The 17,964-nt window shown below is 37.6% G+C and carries 14 protein-coding genes and 2 tRNA genes; 14 read left to right on the forward strand and 2 right to left on the reverse strand.

From position 1 onward, the window contains the following. Positions 1 to 65 precede the first annotated feature (65 nt). The 5 genes from SOS22_RS06680 (at position 66) to SOS22_RS06700 (ending at position 4,872) form a co-directional block, all read left to right on the forward strand. A tRNA-Thr gene (locus SOS22_RS06680) sits at positions 66 to 140 on the forward strand. 260 nt (positions 141 to 400) lie between these two features. Beyond that, entirely contained in the window at positions 401 to 1,195 is a 795-nt protein-coding gene (gene proC, locus SOS22_RS06685) for a pyrroline-5-carboxylate reductase (protein ID WP_320326202.1), read from the forward strand. A 2-nt stretch (positions 1,196 to 1,197) separates the two neighbouring features. After that, positions 1,198 to 2,352 (forward strand): O-antigen ligase family protein, encoded by a 1,155-nt coding sequence (locus tag SOS22_RS06690; RefSeq protein ID WP_320596732.1) that lies wholly within the window; start codon positions 1,198 to 1,200, stop codon positions 2,350 to 2,352. A 29-nt stretch (positions 2,353 to 2,381) separates the two neighbouring features. Beyond that, entirely contained in the window at positions 2,382 to 3,554 is a 1,173-nt protein-coding gene (locus SOS22_RS06695) for a M23 family metallopeptidase (protein WP_320596733.1), read from the forward strand. Between the two features lie 10 nt (positions 3,555 to 3,564). Then, entirely contained in the window at positions 3,565 to 4,872 is a 1,308-nt protein-coding gene (locus SOS22_RS06700; RefSeq protein WP_320326205.1) for an RsmB/NOP family class I SAM-dependent RNA methyltransferase, read from the forward strand. A 2-nt stretch (positions 4,873 to 4,874) separates the two neighbouring features. Here SOS22_RS06700 and SOS22_RS06705 read toward each other — a convergent pair whose 3' ends face one another. Together SOS22_RS06705 and SOS22_RS06710 are read right to left on the reverse strand one after the other, a co-directional pair. After that, the gene (locus SOS22_RS06705) at positions 4,875 to 5,825 is read right to left on the reverse strand and encodes an alpha-hydroxy-acid oxidizing protein (RefSeq protein WP_320596734.1); all 951 of its coding nucleotides are present in this window, start codon (positions 5,823 to 5,825) and stop codon (positions 4,875 to 4,877) included. Positions 5,826 to 5,913: 88 nt separating this feature from the next. Next, the gene (locus SOS22_RS06710) at positions 5,914 to 7,101 is read right to left on the reverse strand and encodes an FprA family A-type flavoprotein (RefSeq protein WP_320596735.1); all 1,188 of its coding nucleotides are present in this window, start codon (positions 7,099 to 7,101) and stop codon (positions 5,914 to 5,916) included. A gap of 173 nt (positions 7,102 to 7,274) precedes the next feature. Between SOS22_RS06710 and SOS22_RS06715 the strand changes: the two genes are divergently transcribed. From SOS22_RS06715 to SOS22_RS06755, 9 genes are all read left to right on the forward strand, one after another. Beyond that, the gene (locus SOS22_RS06715) at positions 7,275 to 9,854 is read left to right on the forward strand and encodes an ATP-dependent Clp protease ATP-binding subunit (RefSeq protein ID WP_320596736.1); all 2,580 of its coding nucleotides are present in this window, start codon (positions 7,275 to 7,277) and stop codon (positions 9,852 to 9,854) included. Between the two features lie 57 nt (positions 9,855 to 9,911). Next, positions 9,912 to 10,640: an NAD-dependent protein deacylase gene (locus SOS22_RS06720; RefSeq protein WP_320596737.1), complete on the forward strand. Its 729-nt coding sequence runs from the start codon at positions 9,912 to 9,914 to the stop codon at positions 10,638 to 10,640. Positions 10,641 to 10,686: 46 nt separating this feature from the next. Continuing rightward, positions 10,687 to 10,775, forward strand: a tRNA-Ser gene (locus SOS22_RS06725). A gap of 94 nt (positions 10,776 to 10,869) precedes the next feature. Continuing rightward, positions 10,870 to 11,631, forward strand: coding sequence for an RICIN domain-containing protein (locus SOS22_RS06730; protein WP_320326210.1), 762 nt, complete (start codon positions 10,870 to 10,872; stop codon positions 11,629 to 11,631). A 10-nt stretch (positions 11,632 to 11,641) separates the two neighbouring features. Further along, positions 11,642 to 12,319, forward strand: coding sequence for a 2-phosphosulfolactate phosphatase (locus tag SOS22_RS06735; RefSeq protein WP_320326211.1), 678 nt, complete (start codon positions 11,642 to 11,644; stop codon positions 12,317 to 12,319). A 256-nt stretch (positions 12,320 to 12,575) separates the two neighbouring features. After that, positions 12,576 to 13,829 carry a hypothetical protein gene (locus SOS22_RS06740; protein ID WP_320326212.1) on the forward strand — a complete coding sequence of 418 codons (1,254 nt, stop codon included), beginning with the start codon at positions 12,576 to 12,578 and terminating at the stop codon, positions 13,827 to 13,829. Positions 13,830 to 14,465: 636 nt separating this feature from the next. Next, positions 14,466 to 15,446, forward strand: coding sequence for an FHA domain-containing protein (locus SOS22_RS06745; protein WP_320326470.1), 981 nt, complete (start codon positions 14,466 to 14,468; stop codon positions 15,444 to 15,446). Next, positions 15,418 to 16,701 carry a protein kinase domain-containing protein gene (locus SOS22_RS06750; protein WP_320596738.1) on the forward strand — a complete coding sequence of 428 codons (1,284 nt, stop codon included), beginning with the start codon at positions 15,418 to 15,420 and terminating at the stop codon, positions 16,699 to 16,701. Before SOS22_RS06745 ends, SOS22_RS06750 begins: the two co-directional genes overlap by 29 nt. Next, the gene (locus SOS22_RS06755) at positions 16,698 to 17,948 is read left to right on the forward strand and encodes a hypothetical protein (RefSeq protein WP_320596739.1); all 1,251 of its coding nucleotides are present in this window, start codon (positions 16,698 to 16,700) and stop codon (positions 17,946 to 17,948) included. The genes SOS22_RS06750 and SOS22_RS06755 overlap by 4 nt, the downstream gene beginning before the upstream one ends. Positions 17,949 to 17,964 lie beyond the last annotated feature (16 nt).

Genomic DNA, 17,964 nt, shown 5'->3' on the forward strand with positions numbered 1-17,964 from the left:
TATGATACGGGTTACTAATTTTATCTTGAAATACTGTCCGGTTTCATGTATTATTATGAACAGATGCCGGAGTAGCACAGCGGTAGTGCAACGCATTCGTAACGCGTAGGTCGGAAGTTCAAATCTTCTCTTCGGCACCATTCGTATATCATGAGCCCTTTTCACAAGGGCTTTTTTATTTTGACTATATTCGCAACAGATTACTGTTTATGGGAAATCTCACTCTGCTAGTTTGGTTATGGTGAATGTTTTATAAATAGACAGATATTTTTGGGGCGATTCTTTGAGCTTGGAGCGGATCTGAAATTCTTGTTTGGTAGGACTTCCTTCGTCTTTTTATGAGAATTCATGCTTTTCGTTTTCAGTCTATGTTAAGATACCAACATAAGGAAGTGACAATATGAAAATTGGATTTATTGGTTGTGGCAATATGGCCCAAGCGATGATAAAGGGAATCATTGCTGCAAAATGGATACAAAACGAAGATATTCTTGTATCAAATCATACATCAAAAAAATTGGAAAACGTAAAAGAATTATATGGAGTGCGTACGACGATGGATAATTGTGTCGTGGCTGGAAACAGTGATATTTTGGTTTTATGTGTAAAGCCAAAAGTATATTCGATGATCATTGAAGAAATTCGTCGAGTCGTTAAGCCAGAAACATTGATTGTCAGTATCGCACCAGGAATTTGTTTACATCAATTGGAAACGCAATTTGAGCGGGTGCACAAGATCGTACGTTGTATGCCAAATACACCCGCTATGGTCAATGAAGGTTGTACCGCCTATGTGATGAATACGCATTGTGATCAAGCAGATCAACAAATGATCGAAAAATTACTTTCTTGTTTTGGCATTGCTTCTTGTGTAGATGAAGATTTGATGGATGCCGTAACCGGTCTATCGGGTTCTTCTCCAGCTTTTGTCTATATGTTTATTGAAGCATTAGCGGATGGCGCCGTTCATGAAGGGATGCCTCGGGCAATGGCCTATCAATTTGCAGCGCAAACCGTTTTAGGCTCTGCCAAAATGGTTCTTGCTTCAGGTAATCATCCAGGTGTTTGTAAAGATCAAGTATGTTCTCCAGCTGGTACGACGATTGAAGGGGTTCGTACTTTGGAAGCTAATGGATTCCGATCGAGTGTGATGGAAGCGGTCATTGCGGCAAGTCGAAAATCAAGAGGAGAATAGAAATGCAAACGATTCGTAATGATTTGCACGCTTTTTCTATCCATGATTGGATCATCTTGGCGATGGTTACCAGTATATTCCTTCCTCATTCGCTTTTTTTGGTTGTATTAACGCTATTGGACGTATATATATTATGGAAAGATAAGATGATCCCCACACTTATGGAACATCAAACGGGAAAAAAGTATATTTATTTATTCTTGTTCCTATCGGGAATCATCAGTTTGATCAATGTCAATGGGTATGGTTTGACGATCACGTTGGGCTTTTTGGGATTGTTTTCATTCATTGGATATTATCAAGGGCATATTCATGAAAAATTATTTATGTATGTGATTGAGTGGACCATTATTTGTTCTTTGATCAATGGAATCTATGCTTTGGTGCAATTTGCCCAAATATCTCATGCGGGTGGATATTCTTTTTTTGCTTTTCATATTTTTAATAGTCCCAAACGAAGGATCATGACAACGTTTCAAAATGCAAATATCTATGCTTTGATGTTGGATATGGTATTGGCATGCATTTTATATCGGTTTCTGCAAACCCGAAAAATCTCTTTGAAAATATGGTATGTGATCATTGCTTTGTTTCAATTTGGTTTAGTTTTATTGACGGGATGTCGATCGGCATTGGTCCCTTTGGTTCTTGTAATCCCGATTTTATTGATTTGCTTTGGACAAAAAATCATATTGAGCATGTATTGTATTTGTTTGGCTGGTTTATTGGCATTGGTCATCCAAATGCCTACATTGATTCCTCGATTCAATGATACGAGTACCATCACGAGTCGTTTTACAATCTGGTCATATGCATGGGAAGGTATCAAACAACGTCCTTTGTTTGGTCGGGGACCATGGACTTTTCATTTATTGCATCCGATTTATAAGAACCACATTGGATCCCATGCTCATAATATATATATTGATCTCATTTTATCACATGGAATTATTGGTACGGGCATCTTAGCTGGATATGTTGGTGTACAATTTCAAAATATTAGAAAATTATATACATCTAGTCGGCCTTTATTTGGTTTGATCTTGGCACTAACCAGTATTATTGCTATTATGGGTCTGGTTGACGGGACGATCGAGCCATTGAAGACCATGATGTTTTTTATGATGATCATAACAAGTTATTCTATGAAAAAATAATAGGAAGACAGACAGGAAAGGAGTCGTACATGATACGGAAGATTTTTGTCTGTCTTTTTTTGATTCCATTTACCATTGGTGCCACGATCGATCATGAATCGAAGGTTACCTATTATGAAAAAATGGTTCATGTAGTATCTAAAGCACAAGCTTCTACAGTTTCTAAAGAGATACGTGATGTATGGATTGAATTGCAAGATGAAAATAAGGAATGTGTTCAGCTACAAAAAAAATTGAAGCAACAAAATAAAGGTTTAGATAAACGAGCTTCAAAATTGCAAAAAGAAATTATCCTAGCGCAACAAAGAAATACCATATCGGTGACAGGGTTTCGCACGTATTTACGATTTCGCAAGGCCGAGCAGGATATATCATGCATGAAACAAAAACACCAAAAAATCATGTTGCAGATGAAAAGAAACCGATTGCGCATCCGCAAGATCAAGAAACAGAGAGAGAAGTATGATTCTTGGATATCGCGTTTAAACCGATGTCAGGCTCAATTGGCTAGGCGTTTTCAAAATGAATTTCAAGACATGAAGGAAGAAGGAACACCTCATTGGGAACAAACGATTCCGGGTGATCATGATCTTCCCGCTTATGGCTTTGTAACGAGTGAAAAACAGACTACCAATTATGCTTGTCCATTGGATGAAACACTGTATGTTGATGGCTACAGCCAAGGTTGGATTCCATTTATTCAAAATGGTACAATAAGCGCAGGTACGTGGTCCTATCCCCATGGTGGACTTCATTTGGGGTTGGATGTTGCCGCTCCTTTATATAGTCCTATTCAGGCTGGTGCCAATGGACTTGTGCTCTATGCCGATGCTTGTGTACCAACCAATTGTGGCTATTTAGGTAATTATTGTGGTTGGCCTTATGGAGGAGGCAACACCATATGTATGTTGATGGCGGTAAATGATCAACTCTATGCAGTCAGCTTGAATCATTTGTCCAATCAAATATATGTGGTGGCTGGGCAACAAGTCCATCAAGGCGATATCATCGCGAAATCAGGAAACAGTGGAAATTCGACGGGACCGCACACACATATTGAGCTTTTTCAATTAAATATTTCCGTGCAAGAAGCGGTTCAACGATTTCGCCAAGGAGCTGATTTTGCGTGGGGCTGTGGATGGGATCAACCAGCGACTTGTTCCGATATTGCCTGTCGAATTCGCCCAGAAACTGTATTTTGAGGAGATTATTATGAATCCTGACTTTTTAAATCGTATTCAATCTTATATACCCAACGAAATGGAAGCCTTTCTATCTTCTTTAGAACGCCCCATGTATCGTGGATTACGAATCAATCCAAAAAAATGGCAAGATGCACAAATTTCTTTCCCAAAGACCCCCTTTTCGAATGATGAATATTATGTGAATGAGGCTTTAGGAAATCATCCCTATCATTTGGCGGGATTGTTTTATTTGCAGGAACCAAGTGCATCGAGTGCTGTGGAAATTTTAGATGTTCAACCCGATGATGTGGTTTTAGATCTATGTGCAGCACCCGGGGGTAAAAGTACGCAAATAGCTGCAAAATTAGATACAGGTTTTTTAGTGGCCAATGAATTTGATAAAAAACGAGCACAAATTTTATTGTCCAATATGGAACGCATGGGAGTGGATTCCATGATGGTCTTGAATAATGAGCCATCGCAACTTGTTTCCAAATATGCGCATTGTTTTGATCGAATCTTAGTAGATGCTCCATGTAGTGGAGAAGGTATGATGAAAAAACATGATGCAGCGATGAATCATTGGTCGGTTGAGCATATCCAATTTTGTGCAAAGCGACAAAAACAAATTCTCGAAAGTGCCTATCAATTGTTAAAGGGAAATGGATTCATGGTGTATTCGACGTGTACCTATGCCAAAGAAGAAAATGAAGATGTGATGCAATGGTTCCTCGATACATATCCAGATATGGAATTGGTCGATCCAAATGTTTCTTTTGGACGACCTGGATTTATGAAGAATACGATACGTATTTTTCCAATGGATAAAGGGGAAGGGCATTTTGTTGCCAAACTACATAAAAAAGGGGGCCCCGTCAAAAGGTTACCTGTTCAAAAATCAATAGCGATTGATTCAATCACAAAAACTTTTTTCATGGATCAATTGGGCTTTATTCCAAAATACCATGATCAGCAAGACGATAAAATATATGTTATGGATCAATCGTTTATTCAAACCAAGGGATTGCATTGTTTACGGCAAGGAATCTTTGCAGGAGAGCGTATAAAAAAACGATTTGAACCCGCTCATGCTTTTTATATGAATGCGAAATGGATCCATGTCTATAAGCAGAAAACAAATCTTTCTTTGGATGAAGTGGATGCTTTTATGCATGGTCTAGAAATTGAGCATCCAAGCCAAAAAGGATATATTGCGGTTTGTGTGGATGGATATCCATTTGGCTTTGGAAAAAGTGATGGGAAACATATAAAAAATAAGATTCCAAAAGGCTTGCGATTGCTCCCTAATTCACATATTAATCGATGTTGTTTGTGATACTACTTCATGTAATGAATGACGCTAGGATCAAAAGATGAGGTGTTTGCAATACTTGTATATAACATGAGTTGTTTCAGTTCCTCATTCATATGTTGGATTTTGGAGACGACCCCTTTAGAACCATCTTTTAATAACGGTTTTAGGATGCTTCTTCCCACACTAAGGGCATCAGCACCTAGGGCTAGCGCTTTATAAGCATCATAGCCACTATCCATACCACAATCTACAAATATTTTTACATTTGTTTTCTGCAAGGCTTTTTTGATGCCTGGTAAAAGCGCGAGTGGTGGCATGCCATAGGGAATGCGTCCATGATGATGAGAGACAACAATGGCTGCGCAACCAGCATTTGCAGCTATACAGGCATCTTGCACACTTAATACACCTTTGGCGATGAAGGGGATGCCTGCTTCTTGGACATAAGCCTTCAAATCTGCTTGAAAGATGGGGCCTAAGGGAATACCATCCACAATATCAAAGTTTCCATCTTTGCCGGCAATATGATCGATATCTATGCCTACAGCAATAGCCCCCTGCGATTTCGCAAATTGTATTTCGGACCGAATGCGATGATGATCGGCAAAGGGCTTGATGATACGAATGGATCCGGGTGCATATTTTGCGATGTTTTCATATTCCTCATCACTTTCCATGCCTACCCAATTTACGATGTTTAGAATGGTGGCTGCTTTGGCGTATTCTTCCATGGGTTGACGATCTTGTATGCCTGCTTTATTTAAGTGAGAAAAAGCAGGCATCATTATCGGACTGTCGTATAACTTTCCGAATATTTCTGTATGTAAATCGGGTATTCTGGCATCGATAACGCGCATTTCAACCATCAATCGATCCAAATAGTGGCGATTGATTTGATTGGCATCATCGGCTCGGCCACTTGTCACTGGAATTAAACCAGGTGGGCCTGGCCACTTTGTTTTGGTTTCGTTCATCCATGTTCTCCTTTTTTGTTTATTATGGCAGAATCCAGTCCTGAAAAAAAGTAGCATGTTCCTTTTGAAAGATGCTACTTGATTGGATCTATAATTCTTTTGCGATTTCTTGTGCAATATTGTAGTAATTTTCTAGATCGGTTGTATCTGGACTAAATACATGGGATATCGCATCGTGTACACTTTCTAATCCAGCGTCCGTTAAGGCTTGATCAATTTGAGAAGGTACTTTTGGGAACCAACCAAAGGCACCAAAGCCTAATCCTTTTTTACCTTTTAATTTAGCCGCACGAAGGTGAGTTAAGAATGCACCAACACTATAAGAAATATCGTTATTATATGTGCCTGAACCAACACAAATCAATTTGGCATCCACGATTTCTTTAAAAATGATCGTCGATTTCGTATCCGCTAATGGATAGATTTTTACATCCATGCCGGCATCGCCAAATCCTTCGGCTAATGCTTCTGCCATTTGTTGGGTATGCTTCCATACCGATTGATACACAATGACCACTTTATTGGATGGTTTTAAATGTGCAAAGTCTTCATAAGCGGTTAGAATATCAGGTACATATTGTTTCCAGATGATACCATGTGCTGGCATGATGGTTTCAATTTCTAAATGTAAATTGTTGATAAAGTTGAGCTTAGCATTGACTTGCGCAGTATAAGGAAGCACGATATTTGCGAAGTATTCCTTGGCTTTATCAAGACAGAAGGATCGATCTAAGTTTTCATCGGTCAATTGATAATTGACAATGTGTTGGCCGAAAGCATCATTAGAGAAGACGGTTTTTAGTTCAGGACAATAGGTCAACATATTATCTGGCCAGTGGATCATTTGCATTTCAACAAATTGGAAATGATAGTTTCCCGTTGTCATGGTGTCGTTTGTTTTCAATGCTTCAATTTCAAAGTCGATTGGAAATTGGGCTTTGATATTGCGTACACCACCAACCGATGCATATACTTTGGCATTTGGATAAATTGCTTTGATTTCCAATAAGCCACCGGAATGATCGGGTTCTGCATGTTGCATGATGATATTATCAATAGGTCGATCACCTAATACAGATTGAATGCGTTCTAAACAATCTTGACTAAATTCTTCTTCGACCGTGTCAATTAGTGTAACTTGGTCATCCACGATCAAATAAGCATTATACGTACAACCTTCATCAATAGGATAGAGTTCACCGTGAAAATAACGATTGGTGATATCACGGGCGCCAACCCAGTATACTGAATCCATGAGCTGTTTTGCTTTTTTCATTTTTTAACCTCATTTCTTTACTTTTTTTAGTGTAGGCTTTTTTGTTTAAAATGTCCATAATGGGGATAGAAATAAAATATAAAAAATTAGCACTTTTATATTGACAGTGCTAACTATTGTGCTATACTACAATTAGCAGTTGGATAAGTAGAGTGCTAAAGGAGGTGTGCCCTATGGATTATGAACATATGTCAGAGAGATTACAGAAAGTATTGATGGATGCTGCGAATGATGCTCAATCCAAACAACATCCAAGCGTGGATACGATTGATTTATTAGCCGCTATTTTTAAAGATGATATTCTAGATGGCTTGTTTGAGCGTGTCGGTATCGATAAAAATAGAGCGTTAGAAATCATCGGTGAAGAAGAAGGTCATATTGCGTCAAGTCCGACACAGAATCTTAATTTTTCAACGACGGTTCAAAGATCTTTGGACAAGGCTGAAAAATGGGCAAACGCACATGATGAGACCTATTTGTCGGTGGCGAGTGTTTGGCTAGCTTTGATGTTTAATGAATCGTATATTTCAAAACGATTAGTGCGTGAATTTCATTTGAATGAAAAGGCTTGTCAAGAAGCAGAACTGCAACGTCGAAATGGTAAAAAATATGATTCACCGAATGCCGAAGATAATGTCGAAGCTTTAAAGAAATATGGCCGTGATCTGGTACAAGAAGTTCGTGATGGAAAGATCGATCCTATTATTGGTCGTGATGATGAGATTCGTCGAGTGATGCAGATCTTGTCGCGTAAGACAAAAAATAATCCAGTTTTGATTGGTGAGCCGGGCGTAGGTAAGACCGCTGTTGTTGAAGGATTGGCTTGGCGTATCATGAAAGGGGACGTACCCGAATCTTTAAAAGATAAACGATTGATCGAATTGGATATGGGATCATTGATTGCAGGTGCTAAATATCGTGGCGAATTTGAGGAACGATTAAAATCCATTTTGGATGAAGTGAAAAAGAGCAATGGTCAGATCCTATTATTTATTGATGAGATTCACAATTTAGTAGGCGCTGGTAAAACAGAAGGTTCTATGGATGCAGCCAATTTGTTGAAACCCATGTTAGCACGTGGTGAGTTGCATTGTATTGGTGCGACAACATTTGATGAATATCGGAAATATATTGAAAAAGATGCGGCTTTGGAACGTCGTTTCCAACGTGTCATGGTACAAGAACCAAGTGTTCAAGATACCATTAGTATCTTACGTGGTTTGAAAGATCGTTTTGAAAGTTTCCATGGTGTTAAAATTAAAGATGAAGCATTGATCAGTGCAGCTACATTATCGGATCGTTATATTACCGATCGTTTCTTACCAGATAAAGCCATCGATTTAGTGGATGAGGCTTGTGCAACTTTGAAGGTAGAAATGGAAAGTATGCCACAAGAGTTGGATGAGTTAGAGCGTAAGATCTTACAGCTGCAAATTGAAAAGACATCACTGCAGAAAGAAACGGATAAAAAAGCCATCGAACGTCGTGATGAAATTGAAGAGGAATTGGGTCAATTGAAGGCGCAACGAGATGCTATGCGTTCAAAATGGGAAGATGAAAAAGAAGCCTTGGCCAATTCCCAAGAAGACAAAAAGGCGTTGGAAAAAGCTCGTTTGGATTTGCAACAAGCGCAAAACGATGCTCGTTATGAAGAGGCAGCTCGTCTTCAATATGGTGTCATTCCTGAATTAGAGAAAAAGATCCAAAAAGCCGATAATCTGAAAAAGGATGATAACGCATTGATCCAAGAAACGGTGGATGAAGAAATGATCGCAAAAATCGTTTCGAAATGGACGGGTGTTGAAGTCAGCCGTTTGGTCGAATCGGAACGTAAGAAATTGTTACGATTAAAGGATAATCTATCCAAACGTGTTGTTGGTCAGGACGAAGCGTTAGAGTTGGTTACGGATGCCATTTTGCGTAGTAAAGCGCAAATTCAGGATGAGAATCGTCCAATTGGATCATTCATGTTCTTAGGTCCTACGGGTGTAGGTAAGACGGAAGTTGCCAAAGCTTTGGCGGAACAATTGTTTGATGATGAACGTCACATTGTCCGTATCGACATGTCTGAATATATGGAGAAGCACAGTGTCTCCCGTTTGATTGGTGCGCCTCCTGGATATGTGGGCTATGATGAAGGTGGACAATTGACGGAGGCTGTTCGTCGAAATCCATACAGTATTGTTTTATTTGATGAGATTGAAAAAGCCCATCCCGATGTATTCAATGTCTTGTTGCAAGTATTGGATGATGGTCGAATCACAGATTCCAAAGGTGTAACGGTAGACTTTAAGAATACGATCATTATCATGACAAGTAATTTGGGTAGTCAATATGCGTTTGAAAATATCAGCAATGAAGAGCGTCGAGATAAATATTTGAATGAAGTCAAACGTCATTTTAAACCAGAATTCATCAATCGTATTGATGAAATTGTGGTATTTAATGCTTTGGACGAAAGTGCTTTCATCCAAATTGCTCATAAATTTATGAATGAATTGTCTCATCGTTTATCCGAACGAGATATTCACTTAGAAGTAAGTGATGCTGTTTATCAACAAATTGCGAAAATGGGTGTCGATCCCGTATTTGGCGCTCGTCCAATGAAGCGATATATTCAACGACAAATTGAGACACAGATTGCGAAAAAGATCATTGAAACCGGTACGATCAAAGATGCGACCATTCAAGTTGATTATGTAGATGGTCAATATCAAATTGCGGTACAAGGTGTTTCAAAAATGACGGCGTAAACAAAACGTTTACGCCTTTTTAGCGTATAATATAAATAATGAAAAGGAAGTGTTTGTATGACAGATATTGAGCAATTGCATCAATGGATCGATGACTCAAATGATATTGTATTTTTTGGTGGTGCTGGTGTTTCAACCGAAAGTAATATTCCGGATTTTCGCAGTGATAATGGTTTATATAAAAAACAATATCGTTATCCAGCAGAACAGATGATCAGTCATTCTTTTTTTCTTTCCAATCCAGAAGAATTTTATGAATTTTATTTTAATCAAATGATTTTTCCAGATGCACAGCCAAATGCAGCCCATAAAGCCTTGGCCCAACTGGAAAAAAGAGGAAAATTAAAGGCAGTCGTCACGCAGAATATTGATGGTTTACATCAAAAGGCGGGATCCAAAGTGGTGTATGAATTGCATGGATTGGTCTTAAAAAATACTTGTATGCATTGTCATGCTCATTATGATTTAGAGCAAACGATGGCTGCACGGGATGATAAGGGCATTCCTCGTTGCCCAAAGTGCGGTCATATCATCAAACCAGATGTTGTTTTATATGAAGAAGGATTGGATGAAAGAACAATCTATGCTGCGGTGGATGCCATTGAAAAGGCGGATCTACTGATTGTTGGGGGAACCAGTTTAGTGGTTTATCCGGCTGCTGGATTGATTCGTTATTTTCATGGCAAGCATTTGGTCTTAATTAATCGGGATGTTACACCAATGGATGATCAAGCGGATCTTGTTATTCATGATTCCATTGGCAAAATATTGTCGAATGTGATTTGATTCTGTTTGACATAGCCACTTTATTTGTGTAGAATAAAGTGGCTATGGAGCCGTATCGAAGTGGTCATAACGGGCCCGATTGGAATTCGGGTAGGCTTAACGGCCCCGAGGGTTCGAATCCCTCCGGCTCCGCCAGATTTGACAAATAAGCCGATTTTAAGGTATTATCATACACATGGAAACTGAATGGTCATCATTCAGTTTTTTTATGTATGGAAAGGATACCTTTATGAATACTAAAAATATACGAATGATCACATGGTTTGTGATGTGTTTCATCTGCTTTTTTTCGCAAGTTTCTATTGTTTCGGCAAAAGATGTTTTACCTTCTGGTTCCTATCAAATCAGTCATATTTCCAATGATGTATTGATGATGAATCAAAATATACAATTATCCACGCTTGATAATGGTAATTCGCAAAAATGGGATATCATCAATCGTGGAGATGGAACTTTCTTGATCAAAAATCAAGCGAGTCAACAAGTACTAACGTATACAAAGAAGAATGTGCAAATGAAAGAAGCGGATGATTCAAAGAAACAACAATGGATCATTGAAAAAGTCGATGGTCATTATCAAGTGACGAGTCAAGCCAATAAGAAATATACACTTGGAGTCAATGGTCAGACAGTATGTGCCATGAAAGCAGAAAAAGCGGAATGGAACATAGAAGCAACAACGACTTGGACGGGGCCGGTATTAAGTGCAAGTGCTGGTTCAATCGAAGGACCATCTGGAAAAGAAACATATTATAATTTAGATATGTCCGGGGTTGTGGCAAATTTAAAGGCTCATGGTGTACAAGGGGACTATTGGGAAAGAGCAGATGGTGCTAAAATGTATGGGGCATATGTGATGGTGGCAGCCCATTTAGGCATCCGACCCTATGGTACATTGATCCCAACTTCTTTAGGAATGGGCATTGTATGTGATACTGGATCGTTTGCACAAAACAATGCCACACAATTAGATGTTGCCACAAATTGGTAGGTGAAAAAATATGGAAATCAATATTTTAGAATGTATTGAAGGGGCAAAACAAGCCCAGGGATTAACAGTCATCATTGATGTATTTCGTGCGTTTAGTTTGGAGTGTTATTTGTTTCATCAAGGAGCCAAACGCATTATTCCCATTGGCAATCTAAATCAAGCTTTTGCCTTAAAAGCAGAACATCCCGATTGGTGTTTATTTGGTGAACGAAAAGGGGCAAAAGTGGATGGATGTGATTTTGGAAATTCGCCAAATGAGATTGCTCATCTTGATTTTTCAAATAAAACGATCATTCATACAACTTCAGCAGGAACACAGGGTATTGTGAATGCGAAGGGTGCGGATGAAATTGTAACGGCATCGTTGGTGAATGCCAAAGCAGTGGCAAGGTATATCCAGCAAAAGAATCCAGATCTTGTTTCGATTGTTGCGATGGGAAATCAAGGTGTTTGTCGTGCTGATGAAGATCTGTTATGTGCTCAGTATATTAAAGCATTGTTAGAAAGAAAAGAATTTAGGATCGATCAGGAAGTAGAAGCGTTGAAAAAGGGAGCGGGTGCTAAATTTTTTGATCCCACAAATCTTATTTTTCCCGAAGCTGATTTCGCATTGTGTACAAATGTTGATCATTTTGACTTTGTGATCCAAGTGACAAAAAATGGAAATCGAGCATACAGGATTCAATAAGGAAATCTTTGTTGACAAAAGAGTGACATTCTTGCATTTTCAAATAAAATAACATAAACTTTCTTGTAGATAGACATTGTTCTTTTTCGAATCATTTGCATGTGTGTGGCCGCAAAATTGAGGTCTATTTTTTATGTTGCTATGATAAAAAGTATGGGGAATCCTCGAATCTTAAAAAGTGATGAGTCTATGTTCATGCATGTGTATTTAAGGATTTATTTATGAATAAATCCTATATCATACAGTTGGAGGTTCTATGTGGAGATATCGTTGTAAATCGCATTTGATCAGTATGTTGATTGGCTTTGCGGTGGGGTGTTTGATTGCTTATATATCTGTCAATCAACATATGGATGTGTATATGTCTTTATATCCGAGTGAAGTCATTTCCTATATTCAAAAAAATCAACTATTTTTTTATGCGATGAGCGGATTGTCCATTGCCGGTATCGTTAATATTATTCGATTAATGGAACTTGTAGGTGAGAAATGGAATATTTCACCATTTATTATCATCATGTTAATGATATTTGTGCCTGAAGTATTTTTATATATTGGTATTGCATTAGTCATTCCTGTAGTGATCGTTTGCTTGGTTGGCATGATCCAACTCAAGCTTGGCAAGACGGGTGATTTTACTTCTGGGGTATTAACGCCCGATCAGGAATTGGTTCGTATGTATACATTGCGACATCCATTAAAAATGGAAGTCAAAGAATTAGCTGAAACTTGTCGAAAGACTTCACAAAAAATTCAGATGGTTTATACATTGGGATTGATTGCCGTAATTTGTGTGATTTTCTTAGTCAGCAATATTTGGATATTGATCATTGGCTTTTTGATTTTTTTGTTTTCTTTCAATATCCTATCACGTTACCGGGCTTCGAATATCGTACCTATTATTTCTTTGTTGTATGATCAATGTGATCCAGAATCATGTGCATCTGCTATCATCCTATTTTCAACAAGAGGAAAAAAGGTTCATTTACAGATGCATACCATATTAGCGCAATGTTTGATCTATATGGATGAGCCGGAACTTGCCCAAGATGTATTAACGCGATTTCCGAAAAAAGATAAAATGAGCATCATTCAATATTGGACATTGATGGCTTATATTTATTATTTATTAAAAGATGAGCATTCCATTGAGCGATGCAAAGAAGAATTGAAAAAAGCGACGCAACGAACAGCTTTTTCCAGTGTGATCACAACAAGCGACGAAATGGCTTCGATCCAGAATAAAATTGATTTGATGAATGGTGAATTAAATACTTGTCGAAAATATTATTTAAAAAAGCTACAAACTGCTCAAGTGACTTGCCAACAAGTAGATGCCAGTTATTATATTGGATTGATTTCATTTGTTGAAAAAGATTATCCATTGGCCGATGTATATTTTAAACGTGTTGTTGCCATGGGAAATAAGATGTGTTTTGTATCCAAGGCACAGGGATATTTAGAAAAATTATCAAAAATGAATATTGATCCAGCTGAAGAACAAGTGTAAAGAAAAGACCTACCTATTCTCACTATAGGGTAGGTCTTTTTGCATAAGATACAGAACAATATTTAATGTGATGGATGCCAACGATTCCGTAAAAGCAGTCATGTGACCAATACCAGTATAGGTCAGCAAACAAATAATAAAAGTTGTCCCAAGCGCTAGGCTCCATTTTCTATTTACGACCAATAGAATAGGTAATGCATGGAGCCATTCGTAGATTGTGATTCCAAAACAAACAATAAATAACCAAACATGTAGATCGTTGATCCAAAAAGGGTAGGAAGGAAAGTAGGGGATGAATACACACATAAGCATGCCAAAACACGAAAGGACATGTCTTTTTTTATGATAAGCAATATCATAGGCATCCCAAATAGTCATTGCATACCATAAGAAACCATATAAAGTACTGCATGCCCATAAGAAAACATAGAATCGCAAATGCAAAGTATTCGCTATATAGGTGAAATTATCATACCAAATGTTGATCAGGATAAGACTGAAAAAATTAAGTAGCGGATTGATCAAAAAGGTGTGGATCGTATTCCATTTTTTTTGCATACAAATATTTTAGAATAATTTGGTTCTATTGTCGATTCCACCCGTATAAGTATATAGAAAACACATAAGAGGGTGAAGATGATGAAAGATTGGATCGATATCGTATATTCATCTCCACAGATGATGAAGCTCAAACTAAAAGATCAAACGTGGCTAGATATGGGTGTTTTTCATAAAATGGAGGTGGATCAAAATTGTATTACAGGTTTGTGGGAAGCTGAGTCGCAAATCATCACATATAGAATGGATGATTTTCTTCGCTTAGACGATGTTTTTGCACAACATGTTTTTGAAGAACAAGAAGGCTACATATTCTTACATCATTTATTCGAAGATATGATCAATGCGAATCGGAATAAACCAGTGATCATGGAACCTGATTTTGTGTTTGTTAGTCCATATGGAGATGCGTTTCGATATATCGTTGCACCGGTAGGTGTTGAACAATGGATGCAACAAAAAGATATTTGTAATGTATGGATTCCGTATTTATGCGAACATTTGCAGACCACAACGTCTTTTGAAATTATTGGGTTCTTAATGAAATTTTCACAAAGCAAGGAAATGTCCCTAACAAATTTAGTGATGGGACTTGATGCGATTCGTCATAAGTATTATCCAACACGCTTTTTTCGAAGAAAAAAACATCAAATATTTAAAGTAGCAGAGCCCATGCATATCTTGTATACCGCAAAGAAAGAACCAGAAGTCACTCTTGATTTGATGGATAACCAAACGCATATTCTCGGGCAACCGAACCATCCGATGGCTTATCTTTCTATGAATGATCAACGATATGATTTACTTCATGAAGTGAATTTGGTTGGTCGCTCTATGGCATGTGATATTCGTCTAACCGACGTAGAAGTATCCATGAAACATGCAAAAATCTTACGTCAAAATGATCGATTTTATATCATGGATCTCAAATCAAGTAATGGGACTTTTCTGAACGATAAAAGAGTACAACGAAAAATGCGCCTAAAAGATGGCATGATCCTACGTTTTGCGAGTCAAGTAGGTGTGTTCCATGAAGTATCGATGGATTCGTCTGTTTAAACAGACCGAAACTTCATGGGTGGTTTTGGTTGAAGATATGCGAACGGGAAAAAAATATGTGGAAAAAGGTGTGCTAAAAAGTGCAAATCCCATTTTGATTCATCAATGGCGAAAAGAAGTTGATGTACTAACGCATTGGCAAGATCCATATATTCCAGAGCTGGTCGATGTAAAAGAAAATGATCGGGCATTCACACTGATAGAAACATACATTCAGGCAGAAACACTCGATGTGTGGATATCAAAACATCCATTTAGGAAAATACGGGATCGGCAACGATTTATTTGTCAAATGATGCATTGGATGGAATCTCTTCATCAACTTGGATATGTTTATGTGGATCTTAAACCACAAAATCTTTTAGTGGATCGATCTCATATTTATTTGATTGATTTTAATTCATGTATTGAAATAGGGGATCAAACCATATTGTCTGCATCTGCATTTAATCAAGATCTTCGATGGAATCATTTCGCAAAGAAAACGGAAAATATCGATCGAATGGGATTGAAAAAGATGATTTGTTTTCTCTATCCAATGGGTTGTTTGTTGCCTGCCTCAAAAGCTTTCTTTTTATGGACGCTTCGTTTGAAAAGATTTGTAGTTGCACTTTTTTTGATTAGTCTGTCTGTCTTCTTTGTAGCTACTTCTTTTCATTCGAAATCCAATACCATCGATATCTACTTATCTTCTGGATCAAGTCAAGATTTTATAGCCTCTTACAAAGCACAAGACCATCCAAATTTATACATATGGATAGAAAATGGATGGATTTCAAAAGATGTCTATAAAGAGCCCAAAACGGCTAAATTTTTGATTTATCAAGCCATCCAAACCAAAAATCATTCCATTTGTGAATATATTTATCAACAGATTCCCTTTTCTACAAAACAACAGATTCCTGATGAAGTGGCTGATCTACTTGAATGGGTGGAAATGAGGCCATCACAAAATTGGATCGATCATTATGTGGATCATCTATCTCAGAAACCATCCGTATCTAAGATGGATACGTTTGTTCTTTATTGCTTAAAACATCGTATCATGGTATCTCCAAAAGCCTGGAAACAAATGTATCAATGGCCAAACCGTATTTTTATTTCGGATTCTTTTGCGAATCATTTTCTTGAATATTGTTTATTTTTACGCTCTCAAAAAAGAGCAATCAATCAAATCCCATCTACATTAGTACATTTTTTTGAACAAGATAGACATGATAGTGAATTCTATCAATTATGGAGGCAAATAAAATGAATGCAGTTTGGATGCCCATGTTCATGTTGGCAAACCCAATGGTGCAAGTCGATTTCGTTCCAATGCATCAAAATACAGTCGAGATTGCACCCATCGAGCAAGAATCCGAAAAAGAAAATGTGGTACAGATTACGGAAACGATAGACAGAAGCAAAGAAGAAAAACATTGTAGATTTTCAGTGGAAAATAATGGGTATACTTTAGACCCAACAATCAACATACATTGTACCGGTCTTGCATTCGATCAATCATCATTGGTCGTGGAACATAATAAACAAACAGAAATTGTACAAGCCCAAGCAGATATGACGTATTTATGTAAAGAGGTTGGTACATATTTTGCATACTTACAAACGCAGGAAATAAAAAGTGATGTCCACTCATGGCATTATGTTGATCAAAAGTTACAGATGCAGATGGTGCAACAAAATGAGCAAGATCATGGAAACAGCATGGTGGAGGATACGAAAGGAACAGAAAACCTTCATTCTATGAATGAAGATGATCAGAAAATCGAGTTGCCCTTCCAAACGAATGGAACAATGGTTGAAAATTCAAATATTGAAAGGAACGATACCATAGAAAATAATATGATATCGGCTAATGTTGCGGTCGCTATTGATCAACAAACGGTTGCCGCAACGGAAACATCTCATTTTACGATTCCCCAAAGGGAAGAAAAACCAATGAATGATGATTGGAATCAAAAGGAGAAAACAGATTCCATTTCTTTGAAAGAAATGACTTCAAATATCGATGATTTTGGGAATGAGACCACTTTAAAAAAGTCGTTGGCAGAAGATGGAACGATAAAAACCAAACAATGGATCTTTGCGCAAACTTTGACACCCCATTTAGAAGTACAAGATCGAACGTGGATCATTGATGACCAGAAGCAAATTCATTTCGAGCAAAAGTCGCAACAAATTGAAACACCTTCCTGTAACATCGTCACCATGAATGATCGTAAAATTCGTATTGTATTCGATCCACCTGAAAAGGTAATTTGGATCAAGATCAATGGTAAAAAAATACATACACCAAAGAGTCATCTTGATCGTCTCCATCAATCGTACATGGAATTCAGAGTTTCAAAAAAGAAATGTGTTATTGAGGTTAAAGTAATCGATGAAAAACGTCATACAAGAAAAATAAAAAAAGTGATTGCTCCCGTTTTGAGAAAACGGGAAATTTCGAAACAAGAATTATGGTTAAAAACCTTGTGGATGAAATGGCTGCATGGATAAAATTGTCCTATTTTAT

It is taken from the genome of Absicoccus sp. (genome assembly GCF_034090965.1).
Taxonomy (GTDB): domain Bacteria; phylum Bacillota_I; class Bacilli_A; order Erysipelotrichales; family Erysipelotrichaceae; genus Absicoccus; species Absicoccus intestinalis.